The organism is Streptomyces sp. NPDC030165 (assembly GCF_055573595.1).
Map to the genome: position 1 here is coordinate 1 of NZ_JBVIBD010000006.1, position 15,802 is coordinate 15,802.

General features: G+C 71.4%; 13 protein-coding genes. 7 read left to right on the forward strand and 6 right to left on the reverse strand.

The window, feature by feature from the left end; genetic code table 11:
* Nucleotides 1–144: 144 nt before the first annotated feature.
* Together ACZ4Z1_RS13195 and ACZ4Z1_RS13200 are read right to left on the reverse strand one after the other, a co-directional pair.
* Nucleotides 145–954 carry an Fpg/Nei family DNA glycosylase gene (locus ACZ4Z1_RS13195; RefSeq protein WP_468486683.1) on the reverse strand — a complete coding sequence of 270 codons (810 nt, stop codon included), beginning with the start codon at nucleotides 952–954 and terminating at the stop codon, nucleotides 145–147.
* Nucleotides 955–1,041: 87 nt separating this feature from the next.
* Nucleotides 1,042–1,530: a ribose-5-phosphate isomerase gene (locus tag ACZ4Z1_RS13200; protein WP_468486684.1), complete on the reverse strand. Its 489-nt coding sequence runs from the start codon at nucleotides 1,528–1,530 to the stop codon at nucleotides 1,042–1,044.
* Between the two features lie 204 nt (nucleotides 1,531–1,734).
* On the opposite strand from ACZ4Z1_RS13200, the gene ACZ4Z1_RS13205 reads away from it, so the two are divergent.
* Nucleotides 1,735–3,243: an amino acid permease gene (locus tag ACZ4Z1_RS13205; RefSeq protein WP_468486685.1), complete on the forward strand. Its 1,509-nt coding sequence runs from the start codon at nucleotides 1,735–1,737 to the stop codon at nucleotides 3,241–3,243.
* Here ACZ4Z1_RS13205 and ACZ4Z1_RS13210 read toward each other — a convergent pair.
* Nucleotides 3,204–4,439, reverse strand: coding sequence for a protein kinase domain-containing protein (locus ACZ4Z1_RS13210; protein ID WP_468486686.1), 1,236 nt, complete (start codon nucleotides 4,437–4,439; stop codon nucleotides 3,204–3,206). The genes ACZ4Z1_RS13205 and ACZ4Z1_RS13210 overlap by 40 nt on opposite strands.
* Nucleotides 4,440–4,596: 157 nt before the next feature.
* Complete coding sequence (locus tag ACZ4Z1_RS13215) at nucleotides 4,597–5,064, reverse strand: protein kinase domain-containing protein (protein ID WP_468486687.1); 468 nt, start codon at nucleotides 5,062–5,064, stop codon at nucleotides 4,597–4,599.
* Between the two features lie 64 nt (nucleotides 5,065–5,128).
* Here ACZ4Z1_RS13215 and ACZ4Z1_RS13220 point away from each other — a divergent pair, with 64 nt between their 5' ends.
* Nucleotides 5,129–5,884 carry a hypothetical protein gene (locus ACZ4Z1_RS13220; RefSeq protein ID WP_468486688.1) on the forward strand — a complete coding sequence of 252 codons (756 nt, stop codon included), beginning with the start codon at nucleotides 5,129–5,131 and terminating at the stop codon, nucleotides 5,882–5,884.
* Nucleotides 5,885–6,026: 142 nt separating this feature from the next.
* On the opposite strand, the gene ACZ4Z1_RS13225 is transcribed toward ACZ4Z1_RS13220, so the two are convergent.
* Nucleotides 6,027–6,626 (reverse strand): biotin transporter BioY, encoded by a 600-nt coding sequence (locus ACZ4Z1_RS13225; RefSeq protein WP_468486689.1) that lies wholly within the window; start codon nucleotides 6,624–6,626, stop codon nucleotides 6,027–6,029.
* A gap of 310 nt (nucleotides 6,627–6,936) precedes the next feature.
* Between ACZ4Z1_RS13225 and ACZ4Z1_RS13230 the strand changes: the two genes are divergently transcribed.
* The 3 genes from ACZ4Z1_RS13230 (at nucleotide 6,937) to ACZ4Z1_RS13240 (ending at nucleotide 10,927) form a co-directional block, all read left to right on the forward strand.
* On the forward strand, nucleotides 6,937–8,349 hold the full coding sequence (locus ACZ4Z1_RS13230; RefSeq protein WP_468486690.1) for an amino acid permease: 1,413 nt from the start codon (nucleotides 6,937–6,939) through the stop codon (nucleotides 8,347–8,349).
* A gap of 240 nt (nucleotides 8,350–8,589) precedes the next feature.
* Nucleotides 8,590–10,059: an amino acid permease gene (locus tag ACZ4Z1_RS13235; RefSeq protein WP_468486691.1), complete on the forward strand. Its 1,470-nt coding sequence runs from the start codon at nucleotides 8,590–8,592 to the stop codon at nucleotides 10,057–10,059.
* 226 nt (nucleotides 10,060–10,285) lie between these two features.
* On the forward strand, nucleotides 10,286–10,927 hold the full coding sequence (locus ACZ4Z1_RS13240) for a superoxide dismutase (protein ID WP_031001846.1): 642 nt from the start codon (nucleotides 10,286–10,288) through the stop codon (nucleotides 10,925–10,927).
* Between the two features lie 173 nt (nucleotides 10,928–11,100).
* Here ACZ4Z1_RS13240 and ACZ4Z1_RS13245 read toward each other — a convergent pair whose 3' ends face one another.
* Nucleotides 11,101–11,757 (reverse strand): mycothiol-dependent nitroreductase Rv2466c family protein, encoded by a 657-nt coding sequence (locus ACZ4Z1_RS13245; protein WP_468486692.1) that lies wholly within the window; start codon nucleotides 11,755–11,757, stop codon nucleotides 11,101–11,103.
* 123 nt (nucleotides 11,758–11,880) lie between these two features.
* On the opposite strand from ACZ4Z1_RS13245, the gene pepN reads away from it, so the two are divergent.
* Nucleotides 11,881–14,463 carry an aminopeptidase N gene (gene pepN / locus ACZ4Z1_RS13250; RefSeq protein ID WP_468486693.1) on the forward strand — a complete coding sequence of 861 codons (2,583 nt, stop codon included), beginning with the start codon at nucleotides 11,881–11,883 and terminating at the stop codon, nucleotides 14,461–14,463.
* A 272-nt stretch (nucleotides 14,464–14,735) separates the two neighbouring features.
* A complete protein-coding gene (locus ACZ4Z1_RS13255) occupies nucleotides 14,736–15,782 on the forward strand; it encodes a hypothetical protein (protein ID WP_468486694.1) in 1,047 nt (348 codons plus the stop codon).
* The last annotated feature ends 20 nt before the right edge of the window (nucleotides 15,783–15,802 follow it).

Below are 15,802 nucleotides of genomic sequence, written 5' to 3' on the forward strand. Positions count from 1 at the left end.
GCACTCCCCCAAGCTCTTCGAGCAGGGGGACCCCCAAGCGCACGCACCGAACGCCGCTCGGTGCCCTCCACGGAGATCCATCAGAAACGCCCTAGGAGGCCCGGGGCCCTGGCCCGTCGGACGCTCCCCGGCGCGGCCCGCTGCTCACTTCGGCTGGCAGGCGGGGCACCAGAAGAGGTTGCGGTTGGCCAGGGCCGCGGTGCGGATCGCGGAGCGGCAGATGTGGCACTCCTGGCGGGCTCGGCGGTAGACGTAGACCTCGCCGCCGTGGTCGTCGACGCGCGGCGGGCGGCCCATGGCCTCGGGGAGGTGTTCGGCGCGGACCGTGTCGATGCGGTTGTGCCGGACGCCTTCGCGCATCAGCGCGACCAGGTCCGCCCAGATGGCGTCCCATTCGGACCGGAGAAGATCACGCCCGGCGCGGTACGGATCGATGCCGTGCCGGAAGAGGACCTCGGCGCGGTAGACGTTGCCGACGCCCGCGATCACCTTCTGGTCCATCAGCAGCGCCGCGACGGACGTACGGCTGCGGGAGATCCGCGCCCAGGCGCGCTCGCCGTCGTCCTCGGGGCGCAGCGGGTCGGGCCCGAGCCGGTCGTGTATCGCCTGCTTCCCGGCGTCCGTGAGCAGCGCGCAGGCGGTGGGCCCGCGCAGGTCCGCGTAGGCGGTGCCGTTGGCCAGCCGCAGCCGTACGGTGTCGGTGGGCGGCGGCGCGGGGGCGTCGCCGAAGTTCAGCTTGCCGAAGAGGCCGAGGTGGATGTGGACCCACCCGGCGGGCCCGAAGCCGAGGAAGAGGTGCTTGCCGTGCGCCTCGGCGGTGGTCATGACCTGGCCGTCGATCAGCGCCGCGCTGTCGGAGAACTTGCCCTGGGGGCTGCTCGCCCGGACCGGCGCGCCCTCGAAGAGCGCACGGTGGTCCAGCGCGAGGCGGTGGATCGTGTGCCCCTCGGGCATGGCTCGACGCCTCCTCGGCGGGGTGGAAGGGGACCGTACGGCGTCCGCCCGCGCCAGTGGCGGCGCGGGCGGCAGGGGCAGGCGGGCTCAGCCCTGCTGCGGGTGGTGGGCCGGGATGTCCGGCAGCTCACCGGTGGTCTCGTAGCGGGCGAGCATCTCGATGCGGCGGGTGTGCCGCTCCTCGTCCGAGTACGGCGTGGCCAGGAACGCCTCGATGAACTTCGTCGCCTCGTCCTGGGTGTGCATCCGGCCGCCGACCGAGATCACGTTGGCGTTGTTGTGCTCGCGGCCCAGCTTGGCGGTCTCCTCGCTCCAGGCGAGCACCGCCCGTACGCCCTTGACCTTGTTGGCGGCGATCTGCTCGCCGTTGCCCGAGCCGCCGATGACGACGCCCAGGCTCTCCGGGTCGGCGGCGGTCCGCTCGGCGGCGCGCAGGCAGAACGGCGGGTAGTCGTCCTGGGCGTCGTAGATGTGCGGGCCGCAGTCGACGGGCTCGTGGCCGTGGGCCTTGAGCCACTCGACGAGGTGGTTCTTCAGTTCGAAACCGGCATGGTCGGAGCCGAGATACACGCGCATGTGCTGAGTGTTGCACGGACGTGTGGTCCACCGGGCCGGGGGTAGGTGTCGCCGGGTCCCCCCGCCGCCATACGTGCGGTGTACACGCGGTGACGTGCGGAAATGAGATCCACGCAACGATCCGGATTCAGATCTTCCAAAACGCCCGTTAACGCAGTTCTAATGCGGGGACTCGACACCGAGAACCACAGAAGGACGGTGCACATGGGCGCGCATCCGCCGACCATGAACGCGGGCAAGGCCGCCGGTGACCCCGGCGGCCCCGGCGGAGGCCAGTCTCCCGACGGTCTTCAGGCAGGTCTCAAGAACCGCCATCTGTCGATGATCGCCATCGGCGGCGTGATCGGCGCGGGCCTGTTCGTGGGCTCCGGCGCGGGCATCGCGGCCGCCGGTCCCGGCATCCTGATCTCGTACGCGCTGACCGGCCTGCTGGTCGTCCTGGTGATGCGGATGCTCGGCGAGATGGCGGCCGCCTCCCCCACCTCGGGCTCGTTCTCCGCGTACGCGGACCGGGCGCTGGGCCGCTGGGCGGGCTTCACCATCGGCTGGCTGTATTGGTTCTTCTGGTCGGTCGTGCTGGCCGTCGAGGCGACCGCCGCCGCCTCGATCCTCACCGGCTGGGTCCCCGCCGTCCCGCAGTGGGCGTGGGCGCTGCTGGTGATGATCGTGCTGACCGGCACCAACCTGATCTCCGTCGGCTCGTTCGGCGAGTTCGAGTTCTGGTTCGCCGGCATCAAGGTCGTCGCGATCGTGGTGTTCATCGTGATCGGCGCGCTGGCGATCTTCGGGCTGCCGCCCGGTGACCACGCGGTGGGCATGGCGAACCTGACCGGCCACGGCGGGTTCCTGCCGAACGGGCCCGGCGCGATCCTCTCCGGCATGCTGCTGGTGGTCTTCTCCTTCATGGGCAGCGAGATCGTCACCCTGGCGGCCAGTGAGTCGCCCAACCCGGTGCAGGCCGTCCGCAAGGCCGTCAACAGCGTCATCTGGCGGATCGCGCTGTTCTACCTCGGCTCGATCGCGGTGATCGTGACGCTGCTGCCGTGGGACGACCCGGCGCTCGACAAGAGCCCGTACGTGGCCGTGCTGAGGTCGCTGGACATCCCGGCGGCCGGCACCGTGATGGACGTCGTGGTGCTCACCGCCGTGCTGTCCTGCCTGAACTCCGGTCTCTACACGGCCTCCCGGATGGCGTTCTCGCTCGGCGAGCGCGGCGACGCGCCGAAGTCCTTCGCGCGGGTGAACAAGGGCGGCGTCCCGGCGACCGCCATCTGGGCGTCGGTGGCCTTCGGCTTCGTCGCGACGATCTTCAGCTACACCTCGAAGGACACCGTCTTCGAGTTCCTGCTGAACTCCTCCGGCGCGGTGGCCCTCTTCGTCTGGCTGGTCATCTGCTTCTCGCAGCTGCGGATGCGCAAGGTCATCGAGCGGGAGATGCCGGAGCGGCTGACCGTACGGATGTGGCTGTACCCGTACCTGACGTACGCGACGATCGCGCTGATCCTCTTCGTCGTCGGCTACATGTTCTACAGCCCCGACGGGCGCAAGCAGATGGTGCTGTCGGTGGTCGCGGCCGTGGTCGTGCTGATCCTCGGCCTGGTACTGGACCGCCGGCGGCGCGCCAAGGGCGGCGGGGCGGGCGCCGCCGGCGCGGTGGGCGGCGGCCCGGAAGGTCAGGGAGACGTCCGGAAGGACTCCTTGACCCGGTCGTAGGCGCGCAGGGCGGCGGCTTCGGCGGAATCCCGGTACCAGAGGTTGAGCTGGTAGGTCCGGTTCCCGGCACGGAAGCCGAGCTGCCGCCCGTGCGCCGGCCTGCCGTCGCGCGTGTGGGCGAACTCCCAGACGACGGCGGGGTGCCCCTGGAAGGTGGTGCGCTCCAGCCGGATCCTGCGGTAGCCCGGCACGTCGTGCTGCTCGGCCTCGTACTGCTGCCAGATCGTCAGCAGATCACCGCCGGAGGACGGGCCCTGGCGCGCCGAGACGAGCGTGGACCCGTCCTTCGTGCTGTACGTGACGTCGCTGGTGGACTCCTCGGTGCGGTTCCAGCCGGCCGGCGGCACCCAGCTGAAGCCGTTCTCGGTACGGCGGAGGCCGGACGTGGCGGCCGGGTCGCCGCTGCCGGTGCCCGTACCGGTGTTCGCGCCGGCGGTGGAGGGCCGGCCGGTAGCGGTTCCGGTTCCGGCTGTTCCGCCGGAATCCGCGCCCTGCGTCGCGACGAGGATCACCACGACCGCGGCGGCCGACGCGAGGACACCGGTGGCGGCGAGCAGGGCGGGGCGTTTGCGGCGGGGGTGGGCGGAGGGGGTCGGCGGGGCCGAAGGAGCGGGCGGGGGTTCCGGGTCGGGGCCAGAGGCCGTACGGGCTTCGGGGGCTTCGGCCGGAGCTTCCTGTTCCGGTGACGCGGCCGGCGCCGGATCGGCCACCGTGGGCGTACGGACGTCCACGGCCCCCGCCGGGTTCATCGGCGCCGTCGGGTTCGCCGCCGCGCCCCGGCGGACCAGCGGGTCGAGGCGCGCCTCGACCTCGTCGAGGGTGGGGCGCGCCTCGGGTGCCTTGTTCAGCAGGGCGGTCAGCACCTCGCGCAGCGGGCCCGCGGCGGGCGGGATGGCGGGCTCCTCGTGCAGGACGGCGTGGAGCGTGGCGAGGGTGGTGGCACGGGTGAACGGGGACTGGCCCGCGACCGCGGCACACAGGGTGGCGCCCAGCGACCACAGGTCGGAGGGCGGCCCCTGCTCCTGGCCCGCGACCCGCTCGGGCGCCATGTAGTCCGGCGAGCCGATGAGCATGCCGGCCATGGTCAGCGCGGTGGCGTCCTGCATGGCGGCGATGCCGAAGTCGGTGAGCACCACCGTGCCGCGGTCGTCGAGCAGGACGTTGCCGGGCTTGATGTCCTGGTGAAGTACGCCCACGGCGTGCACCTCGCGCAGGGCGCGGGCTAGGGCGTTTTTGATGGATCTCCGTGGAGGGCACCGAGCGGCGTTCGGTGCGTGCGCTTGGGGGTCCCCCTGCTCGAAGAGCTTGGGGGAGTGCGGTGTGAAGGGACAGGTGGCGGAGCCACCTGTCCCTTCACACCGTGCGGCGAGGGCGCGTGCCGGGCGTCGCGAGGCCACGGAGATCCATCAGAAGCGCCCTAGTCCCGTGCCGACCCGGGCCGCCGCCTCCGGGGCCAGCGGGCCGTCCTGGGGTGAGGACCTGCTCCAGGGAACGGGCCTGGACGAGCTGCATGACGATCCACAGCCGGTCGCCCTCCTCGGCCACGTCGTGGACCCGCACCACGTTCGGATGGTCGATACGGGCGGTGGCGCGGGCCTCGCGCAGACTGCGTTCGCGCTGCACCACGCTTTCCTCGCCGGCGTGTTCGCCGATATGTATTTCCTTGACCGCGACCCACCGGTCGAGAATTTCCTCCTGGGCGCGCCAGACCCGCCCCATTCCGCCGCGTCCGATCAATTCCAGCAGGCGGTAACGGCCGGCTGCCAGACGCCCGGGCCCCACCTCGCTCGCATTCCCCACCATGCCCAGCCCCCACAGCACCCGCGGAATCTTGTGGTACCCATCAAATACCTCGGTCGAGGACGGGGAAAAGGGGGGTTCAGGAATGTACGCAACCCGACAGGGAAAACGCGCGTTCGTGGTGGCCGCGGTGGCGGCCACGCTGGCGCTGCCGGCCGGTTCCGCGGCCTTCGCGGCCGATCCCGCTCCGGGCAGCAGCGCGGGCGGCAAGGCCGGCCCGAGCGCGCCGGCGGGCTATCGGATCACCACGGAACTGCCGCAGCGGATTTCCGTCGACAACAGCACCGGGAAGACCGGGCTGACCGCCAAGGTCACCAACAAGGGGGACACCGCCACCGGTGCCGTACGGCTGACGGTCGCCGGTTTCCAGGGGCTGACGGTGCGGAACGTGGCCGGGTGCACGAAGGTGCCGAAGGCGCGGCTGCCGGAGGGTGCGAACAGCGCGTACACCTGCGCCATCGGCTCACTGGCGAGCGGAAAGAGCCGAACGTTCGACGTCTCCGCACATTTCGATCTCGACAAGCAGGGACAGATCTGTCTGCCGGTGACACTGGGAAACACGGAGACCTTGCTGTGGCAGCAGGGGCCGGTGAATTTCGGCACCCGGAATCCGGTGTCCGACGCGCCGGACACACCACTGATGCTCAACACCGTGAATGTGCCGGACGGTTCGGCGACCACCGCACCGTCCCCGTCGGAGTCGGCGACCGCGATTCCCGGGGAGCGGCTGCCCGAGACCGGCACGCCGTCGGTCCTGCCGCTGGCGGGCGCCGCCGCGGGCCTGCTGCTCCTCGGCGGTGCCGGGGTGTGGGTCACCACCCGCAGGTCGACGCACAGGTGAGCACGGGGCGTACGGGGCGTACGGGGCGAAGTGAGCCGTACGGGCCGTACGCCTGCGGAATGCCGCCGGGCCCCGTACCACCACGCGAGGCGGTGGTACGGGGCCCGGTCCGGTTCCGTACGGAGGGACGGCGCGCGCGGTGTCAGCCGCGGCGGCCGAGCAGCTTCCACGCGGTGGGCAGCGCGCCCATCGCCAGCGCGGCCTTGATGGCGTCACCGACCAGGAAGGGGGCGAGGCCGGCCGCGACCGCCTGGCCCAGCGACATGCCGGTGCTCAGCGCCAGGAAGGGGACGCCGACCGCGTAGATCAGGGCCGTGCCGGCCGCCATCGTGCCGGCCGTGCGCAGCGCGCCGCGGTCGCCGCCGCGGCGGGCCAGCGCGCCCACCGCGGTCGAGGCGAGCAGCATGCCGAGGACATAACCGAAGGTCGCGCCGCCCGCTCCGGAGGCACCGTTCGCGAACCAGGGCAGGCCCGCCATGCCGAGCAGCGCGTACAGCGCGAGCGACACGAAGCCGCGGCCCGCGCCGAGCGAGGCGCCGACGAGCAGGGCGGCGAAGGTCTGGCCGGTGACCGGGACCGGGGAGCCGGGGACCGGGAGGGCGATCTGCGCGGCGATGCCGGTGAGCGCGGCGCCGCCGACGACCAGTGCGGCGTCGCGGACGCGAGCGCGGGTGGCGTCCGCCGCGGGCAGCAGATCGGCGAGGACCGCACCGGGCCTGGTGGTTGCGTCAGCAGTGCTCATCGGAACTCCGCGGGGTGTGAGGTTCAGCGGGGACAGGTGGGACGCGATGACGTTAGTCCAGCGCCCCTGAGCCGATCATCGTGTGGCGGCGACAAAGGCGCAATGGTGTCCTTGGAGAGTTCCGTACAACGCCAACGGCGCCGGGCCGTACCGCCTCGTCAGCGGTCTTCGCAGGTCACGTGATGCTCATCACGGCCCGCACCCCGGACGGGTGCGCATTTTGTGGTAGCGCGCGGCGGGCGGGGAAACTGGGGCACAACGCGGAACCCTGTGGGGTTCCCCCAAAGACCCTTTGCGAGAGTACGAGCCCATGCACGACGCACCCACCGCCACCGGAACGCCACCGCCGGGCGAGGGCGCCGGCGAGCGAGAACCGCTGTCCGCCGGGCTCAAACAGCGCCACCTGACCATGCTCGGGCTGGGCGGGGTGATCGGCGCGGGCCTGTTCGTGGGCTCCGGCGCCGGCATCGCGGTGGCCGGCCCCGGGATCGTCCTCTCGTATCTGATCGCGGGCGCGCTGGCCATGCTGATCATGCGGATGCTGGGTGAGATGTCCTCGGCGATGCCCGCGTCCGGCGCGTTCTCGGTGCACGCGGAGCGTGCGCTGGGCCGCTGGGCGGGTTTCAGCGTGGGCTGGCTGTACTGGTTCCTGCTGGTGGTGGTGCTGGCGGTGGAGGCCACCGGTGCGGCGCAGATCGCGAACGGGTGGGTGCCCGCGGTCCCGCAGTGGGGCTGGGTGCTGATCTTCATGCTGGTGTTCACGGCCGCCAACCTCACCGCGGTCAAGAGCTTCGGCGAGTTCGAGTTCTGGTTCGCGACGCTGAAGGTCGCCGCGATCGTGCTGTTCCTGGCGCTCAGCCTGCTCGCGATCTTCGGTGTGCTGCCGGACACCGACGCGGTCGGGCTGGCCAATCTCACCGGTCAGGGCGGCTTCCTGCCCAACGGCTGGCAGGGCGTGGTCTCCGGCGTCCTCGCCGTCGCCTTCGCCTTCGGCGGCCTGGAGGTCGTCACCATCGCCGCGGCCGAGTCCGACGACCCGGCGCGCAACGTGGCGCGCGCGGTGCGCAGCGCGGTGTGGCGCATCCTCTTCTTCTACGTGGGCTCGATGCTGGTCGTCGTGACCCTGCTGCCGTGGTCGTCGATGCAGCCGGGCAAGAGCCCGTACGTGGCGGTGCTGGACAGCATCGGTGTGCCGGGTGCGGGCCAGATCATGAACGTGGTGGTGTTCGTGGCGCTGCTGTCGGCGCTCAACGCCAACCTCTACGGGTCCTCGCGGATGGTCTTCTCGCTGGCCGAGCGGGGCGAGGCGCCGCGCTCGCTGCTGAAGGTGACGGCGGGCGGGGTGCCGCGCAGGGCGGTGCTGTCCTCGGTGGCGTTCGGCTTCGTCTCGGTGCTGCTGAACCTGCTGTGGCCGGACACGGTCTTCCTCTACATGCTCAACGCGGTCGGCGCGGTGCTGCTGTTCGTCTGGGCCCTGATCGCGGTGTCGCAGCTGCGGCTGCGGAGGCAGATCGAGCGCACGGCGCCGGAGAAGCTGACCCTGCGCATGTGGGGCTTCCCGTATCTGACGTGGACGGCGCTGGCGGCCATGGTGGCGGTGCTGGTGCTGATGCTGACCGACGACGGTGCGCGGCCGCAGCTGCTGTGGTCGGCCGCCGCGACCGGCGCGGTGCTGGCGATCGCGGGCCTGCGGGAGCTGCGGATGCGGCGGTCCGGCCGCTGACGGGCGTCCGTCGCGCCGCCGCGGGGCGCGGTGGCAGGCCGGAATCGGCCGCCCCACTTCCGCTCCGGAAATACCCAGGGTCACGTCTCACAACGGTGTGAATACGGCCGGTCACGATCACGTCTGAATACCGAACAACTGCTGCACGACTGTTGCCCTCAGCGGACACAGACACTCAAACTGAGCGCGTTTTCCGTCGATCGTCTCGCTCCGCTCTCACTTAATGGGACAGGTACGACCATGAATCGGACACCTTCGTCCACCACGCCCGAGCGCGAGCGGACCGGCCAGGTCCCGGGCGCCGGACCTGGCACGGACGGCACCGCCGCCGCGGCGGGCCCAGGGGCCGGCTCCCCGCTGTCCAACGGGCTCAAGCAGCGCCATCTGTCGATGATCGCCCTCGGCGGTGTGATCGGCGCCGGGCTGTTCGTCGGCTCCAAGGAAGGCATCGCGGCGGCCGGCCCCTCGATCGTCCTCGCCTACGCCGTCTCCGGCTGCCTGGTCATGCTGGTGATGCGGATGCTGGGCGAGATGGCGGCGGCCAGCCCCGCCTCCGGCTCGTTCTCCGTGCACGCCGGGCGCTCGATCGGCCCGTGGGCCGGCCTGACCACGGGCTGGATGTTCACCGCGCAGCTCTGTGTGGCGGTGGCCGTCGAGGCGATCGGCGCCGCCGGGATCATGACGGGGTGGTTCCCGGACACGCAGCCCTGGATGTGGGTGCTGCTGTTCATGGCGGTCCTCTGCGGTGCCAACCTGGCGGCAGTCAGCAACTTCGGCGAGTTCGAGTTCTGGTTCGCCGCCTTGAAGATCACCGCGATCGGCATCTTCCTCGTCCTCGGCCTGCTCGCCATCTTCGGTGTACTGCCCGGCACCTCCGCCCCCGGCGTCACGCATCTGACCGGCGACGGCGGCTTCCTGCCCAACGGCTCCGAGGGCCTGGTGATCGGCCTGCTGGCCTCCGTCTTCGCCTACGGCGGCCTGGAGACGGTGACGATCGCCGCCGCCGAGTCCAAGGACCCGGTACGCGGCGTGGCGCGCGCCGTGCGCACCGCGATGTGGCGGATCGCCCTGTTCTACGTCGGCTCGATGGCGGTCATCGTCACCGTCATCCCCTGGGACAACGCGGACATCGCCAAGAACGGCCCGTACGTCGCGGTCCTGGACTACCTGCACATCCCCGCGGCCGGCCAGATCATGAACGTCGTCATCCTGATCGCGCTGCTGTCCGCGATGAACGCCAACATCTACGGCTCCTCCCGGATGGCGCACTCCCTGTCCTCCCGCGGCCAGGGCCCGCGCTTCCTGCGCACCGTCAGCGGCGGCGTGCCGCGCCGCGCGGTGGTCCTCTGCTCCGCGTTCGGCTTCCTCGCGGTGCTGTTCAGCTACTGGTGGCCGGAGACCGTCTTCCAGTGGCTGCTCAACATGGTGGGTGCGGCGATCCTCGTCGTGTGGGGCTTCATCGCCGTCGCCCAGCTGCGGATGCGCCGCCGCCTGGAGCGCGAGGCGCCGCAGAAGCTGGTCGTACGGATGTGGCTCTTCCCGGTCCTGACGTGGGTGGCGCTGGCGGGTGTGGTGGCGGTGCTGCTGCTGATGCTGCGGGACGAGAACCAGCGCGTGCAGTTGTACTTCACGGGCGGATTCGCGGTTGTGCTCATCGCCGTCGGTCTCGCCAAGCAGCGAATGGCGCGTCAAAAGGACGTCGCCGGGTAAGCGCAAGTAAGGCTTACCTCACCAAAATCAAAGTGCGGTAAGGCTTACCTCACCCGAATGCGCCGCGCTTTTCGGAGGCGGTGCCCGACCTCGGACCGAGGTCGGGCACCGCCTCCTTCTTTTGGCCCAGAACCCGCCCCTCGGCCGCTTCGTGATCACTCATGCTGGTAGCGTGCAGTTGCAAGTCGATTGCAATTAAAGGTCGTAAGCAGCTGGAGGGCTCGACATGGCCACCTACAATCTTCCGGAACTTCCGTACGACTACGCGGCGCTCGAACCCGTCATCAGCCCCGAGATCATCGAGCTGCACCACGACAAGCACCACGCCGCATACGTCAAGGGCGCCAACGACACCCTGGAGCAGCTCGCCGAGGCGCGCGACAAGGACCAGTGGGGCTCGATCAACGGCCTGGAGAAGAACCTCGCGTTCCACCTCTCCGGCCACATCCTGCACAGCATCTACTGGCACAACATGACCGGTGACGGCGGCGGCGAGCCGCTGGACAAGGACGGCGTGGGCGAGCTCGCGGACGCCATCGCGGAGAACTTCGGCTCGTTCGCCAAGTTCAAGGCCCAGCTGACCAAGGCCGCGGCCACCACCCAGGGCTCCGGCTGGGGCGTCCTGGCCTACGAGCCGATCACCGGCCGCCTGATCGTCGAGCAGATCTACGACCACCAGGGCAACGTCGGCCAGGGCTCGGTCCCGATCCTGGTCTTCGACGCCTGGGAGCACGCCTTCTACCTCCAGTACAAGAACCAGAAGGTGGACTTCATCGAGGCGATGTGGCGCGTCGTGAACTGGCAGGACGTCGCCAAGCGCTACGCGGCCGCCAAGGAGCGCTCCAACGTCCTGCTGATCGCTCCCTGAGCCCGGCGCCCCGTGGCGCCCCGGTGAGCGTCCTGCCTCGTGATCGTCTTCTCAACCTTCACCCGGCAGGCGGATGAAGGAGAGACCCCCGTGAGGACATGACTCACGGGGGTCTTTCTGTGGGCCCGGGCGGCAGGGCGGCACGGATGCCCGTCCCGGGGCGGCGCGGCGGCTCAGTCGAAGACCGGCCCCCGCGTCCGCGTCCGCTTGATCTCGTAGAAGCCCGGGACGGACGCGACCATCAGGGTGCCGTCCCACAGCTGGGCGGCCTGTTCGCCCTTGGGGGCCGGGGTGACGACCGGGCCGAAGAAGGCGATCTGCTCGCCGTCGGCGCCGGGGACGGCGATGACCGGGGTGCCGACGTCCTGCCCCACCAGGTCGATTCCGGCCTTGTGGGAGGCGCGCAGTTCCTTGTCGTACGTGTCGGTGTCCGCCGCGTCGGCCAGCTCGGCGGGCAGTCCGGCCTCCTCCAGGGCGGCCGCGATCATCTCCTTCGTACGGGGCAGGCCTTGGTGGTGGAAGCGGGTGCCGAGCGCCGTGTAGAGGCGGGCCAGTGCCTCCTGGCCGTACTGCTGCTCGGCGGCGACGCACACGCGCACCGGGCCCCACACCACGCCGCCGGGGCGGTTCCGTTCGCGGTACTCCTCCGGCAGCTCGTCGAGCTTGTCCTCGTTCAGCACCCCCAGGCTCATCACGTGCCAGCGCACGTCCACCGGGCGCACCTTCTCCACCTCCAGCATCCAGCGGGAGGTCAGCCACGCCCACGGGCAGGACGGGTCGAACCAGAAGTCGGCCGGGGTGCGGCCGGTTGCGGCAGCGGTCTGGGACACGGTTGCTCCTCGGGCGTACGGGGCGGCGGCCGATCGGAGGATCGGTCACCGGCTTCAACCGGGGTCCGGCGTGCCATGATTCCCAGTGTTCGATATACGAGACGAGGACGAGGGAGTCACGTCGTGCCCGGTGAGAATCTGACCCGAGACGAGGCCCGGGAGCGGGCAGCACTGCTGAGCGTCGACGGGTACGACGTGGCGCTGGACCTGCGCTCCGCGGTCGGCGAGGGCGAGGCCGCGCGGACCTTCCGCTCACGCACCACCGTGCGCTTCCGGTGCGCCGAGCCCGGCGCCGCCACCTTCGCCGACCTCGTGGCGCCGTCCGTCACCGCCGTCACCCTCAACGGCCGGGAGCTGGACCCGGCGGAGGTCTTCGACGGCACCCGGGTCGCCCTGGCGGACCTGGCGGCGGAGAACACCCTGGTGGTCGACGCGCAGTGCGCGTACAGCCGGACCGGCGAGGGCCTGCACCGCTTCGTGGACCCGGAGGACGGCGAGGTCTACCTCTACACGCAGTACGAGCCGGCCGATGCCCGCCGGGTCTTCGCCACCTTCGAACAGCCCGACCTGAAGGCCCCGTTCCGCTTCGAGGTGACCGCGCCCGACGGCTGGGTGGTGCTCAGCAACGGCGCCCTGGTGGGCGAGCCCGAGGCGGGCACGTACCGGTTCGCCGAGACGCAGCCGATCTCGACGTACATCACGGCCGTCGTCGCCGGCCCGTACCACTACGTCTCGGACACCTACCGGCGCACCCTCGACGACGGCACGGAACTGGAGATCCCGCTCGGCGCGCTGTGCCGCAAGGGACTGTCGCGGCACTTCGACCCCGCGGACATCTTCACCGTCACCAAGCAGGGCCTGGACTTCTTCCACGACCACTTCGACTACCCGTACCCCTTCGGCAAGTACGACCAGGCGTTCGTGCCCGAGTACAACATCGGCGCGATGGAGAACCCGGGCTGCGTCACCTTCCGCGAGGAGTTCGTCTTCCGCGGCAAGGTGACGGACGCGTCGTACGAGCGCCGGGCCAACGTCATCCTGCACGAGATGGCACACATGTGGTTCGGCGACCTGGTGACCATGCGGTGGTGGGACGACCTGTGGCTCAAGGAGTCGTTCGCCGACTTCATGGGCGCACTGTCCCTGGTGGAGGCGACCCGCTTCACCAACGGCTGGATCACCTTCGCCAACGGCCGCAAGGCCTGGGCGTACCGCGCCGACCAGCTCCCCTCCACCCACCCGGTCACGGCCGACATCCGCGACCTGGAGGACGCCAAGCTCAACTTCGACGGCATCACGTACGCCAAGGGCGCGGCCGTCCTCAAGCAGCTCGTGGCGTACGTGGGGCGGGACGCGTTCCTGGAGGGCGCGCGGCGCTACTTCAAGCGGCACGCGTACGGCAACACGCGCCTGGCCGACCTGCTGTCCGTCCTGGAGGAGACCTCGGGACGCGACCTGGCCACCTGGTCGCGCGCCTGGCTGGAGACCGCGGGCGTCAACGCGCTGTCCCCGCAGGCCACGTACGACGCCGAGGACCGCATCACCGAACTGAGCATCCTCCAGGAGGCCTCCCCCGAGCGCCCCGAACTGCGCCCGCACCGAGTGGCCGTGGGCCTGTACCGGCGGGAGAACGCGGACGGCGCCCTGGTCCGCTACGCCCGCGCCGAGCTGGACGTCTCCGGCCCGCGCACGGTCGTCACCGAGCTGACCGGCGCCGACCGCCCGGAGCTGATCCTGGTCAACGACGACGACCTGACGTACTGCAAGGCCCGGTTCGACGAGCGGTCGCTGGCCACGCTGCGCGGTCACCTCGGCGAGATCACCGAGCCGCTCTCGCGCGCGCTGTGCTGGTCCGCGGTGTGGGGCCTGACCCGCGACGGGCTGATGCCCGCCCGCGACTACCTCGACCTCGTCCTGCGCTTCGCGGGCCGCGAGTCGGACATCGGCGTGCTCCAGTCGCTGCACGCCCAGGCCGGCTACGCGCTCACGCACTACACGGCGGCCGGCCACCGCGACCAGGCCGCGCAGGAGCTGGCGCAGGGCGCGCTGCACGAACTGCGGCTGGCCGAACCGGGCAGCGGGCACCAGCTGTCCTGGGCGCGGTTCTTCGCCTCGGTGGCCACCACGGCCGCCGACCTCCAGCTGCTCCAGGGCCTGCTGGACGGTACGGCGAAGATCGACGGCCTGGAGGTGGACCAGGAGCTGCGCTGGACGATCCTGGAGCCGCTGGCCGCGCACGGCGCCGCCGACCAGGCCGCCATCGACACCGAACTGCGGCGCGACGACACCGCCTCCGGCCGCCGCCACCACGTACGGTGCCTGGCCGCCCGGCCCTCAGCCGAGGTCAAGGCGCGGGCCTGGGCGGACGTGGTGGAGTCCGACGAACTGTCCAACGCGCTGGTCGAGGCGACCATCTCCGGCTTCGTGCAGGCGTCGCAGCGTGAGCTGACGGCCCCGTACGCGCCGCGGTACTTCGCGGCCGTCGAGCGGGTGTGGCGGGAGCGGTCGATCGAGATCGGCATGGCCGTGGTCCGGGGCCTGTTCCCGGTCCACCAGGACCGCCAGGAGACGCTGGACGCGGCGGACGCCTGGCTGGCCGGGCACCCGGAGGCGCCGCCCGCGCTGCGGCGGCTGGTGTCGGAGTCGCGCGACGACCTGGCACGGGCGCTGCGGGCGCAGGCCTGCGACGCGCAGGCGGCGCGGTAGCCGTCGGCGCCCGGTACGTGAGCACATGGCGTTCCGTACGTGAGCCGTTGGCGCTCGCGCGCAGGGATCCGTCGGTGCTCGCGTACGGAGGTCCACGGGCGCCTGCGTGCGGTTCCCGGTCGCGAGCCCGGGCGCGCGCAGGCGCGTCAACTCCGCCCGGACCAGCGATTTTCGGCAGTCGAACGCCCGTACTTTAGGACGGCGTTGTCCGGGTTTGTCGACGGGCGTGTAACAGGCGTTGAAGGCCGTACGGCGGCGGGAATGGCCGGGGTATGAACCACACTTCCCCAACCTCCGGCGGGGAGTCTCCCACCCCGCTCTCCCCCCGTCCGCTGCACGACCGCTCCGCCACCGGACCCCGCGTACTGACCACCCGTCAACTGCGCGAGCACGGCATCGGCGCGGCGGAGGCCGCCGAGCGGTGCCGCCCCGGCGGCCCCTGGCAGCAGGTGCTGCCCGGCGTGCACCTGCTCCACCCCGGGCCACCCACCAGCGAGGAACGCCTGCACGCGGTGCTGCTGTACGCGGCGAGCCGGCCGCCCTCCGTCCCCGCGCAGGGCGGTACGGCGCCCGACGGGGAGCCGATGATCACCGGGCTGGCGGCGCTGGCCCTGCACCGGTTCTCCTCCGCTCCCCCGCTGCTCTCCCTGGACCGTATCGACGTCCTGGTGCCGCGTACCCGGCGGCTGCGCACCACCGGCTTCGCGCGGGTCGTCCGGGCCCAGGTGATGCCGCCGCCGCAGCAGGTCACCGGTGTGCCGGTCGCCCCCGTGCCCCGGGCACTGGCGGACGCCGTCGGCGGGCTCTCGGACGCCTGCACGGTCGGCCGGCTGCTGACCGAGGCGGTGCGCGGCGGCCACTGCGAAGCGAGCGCGGTCGTGCGGGAGTTCAGCCAGTCACGGCTGCTGAACCTGCCGCACGTGGTGGACGCTGTACACGCGCTGCTGGCCGAGGGCCGCGCGCTGGCCGAGGGCCGGCTGTACGAGCTGGTGCGGCGGTACGGCCTGCCGGACCCGCTGTGGAGCGTGGACCTGCGGCTGCCGGGCGGTCCGCATCTGGGCGGGGTGGACGCGTACTGGCCGGAGCAGGCGGTGGCCGTGGAGATCGACGCCCGGGTGCCGCGCCAGGAGGACGACGCTCTGCGGGCGCAGTACGTCCGCAAGCGTGAGCACCTGGAGCGGCTGGGTATCACCGTCGTCCACGTCACCCCGCGCAAGCTGCGGGACGCCCCGGAGCAGCAGGCGGCGGTGGTCCGTACGGCTCTGATGGCGGCGGACGACCATGAGCCGGGGCCGTACGTGGTGGTGCTGCCGCGCTGACGCCGCCCCAAGGTGTGTGT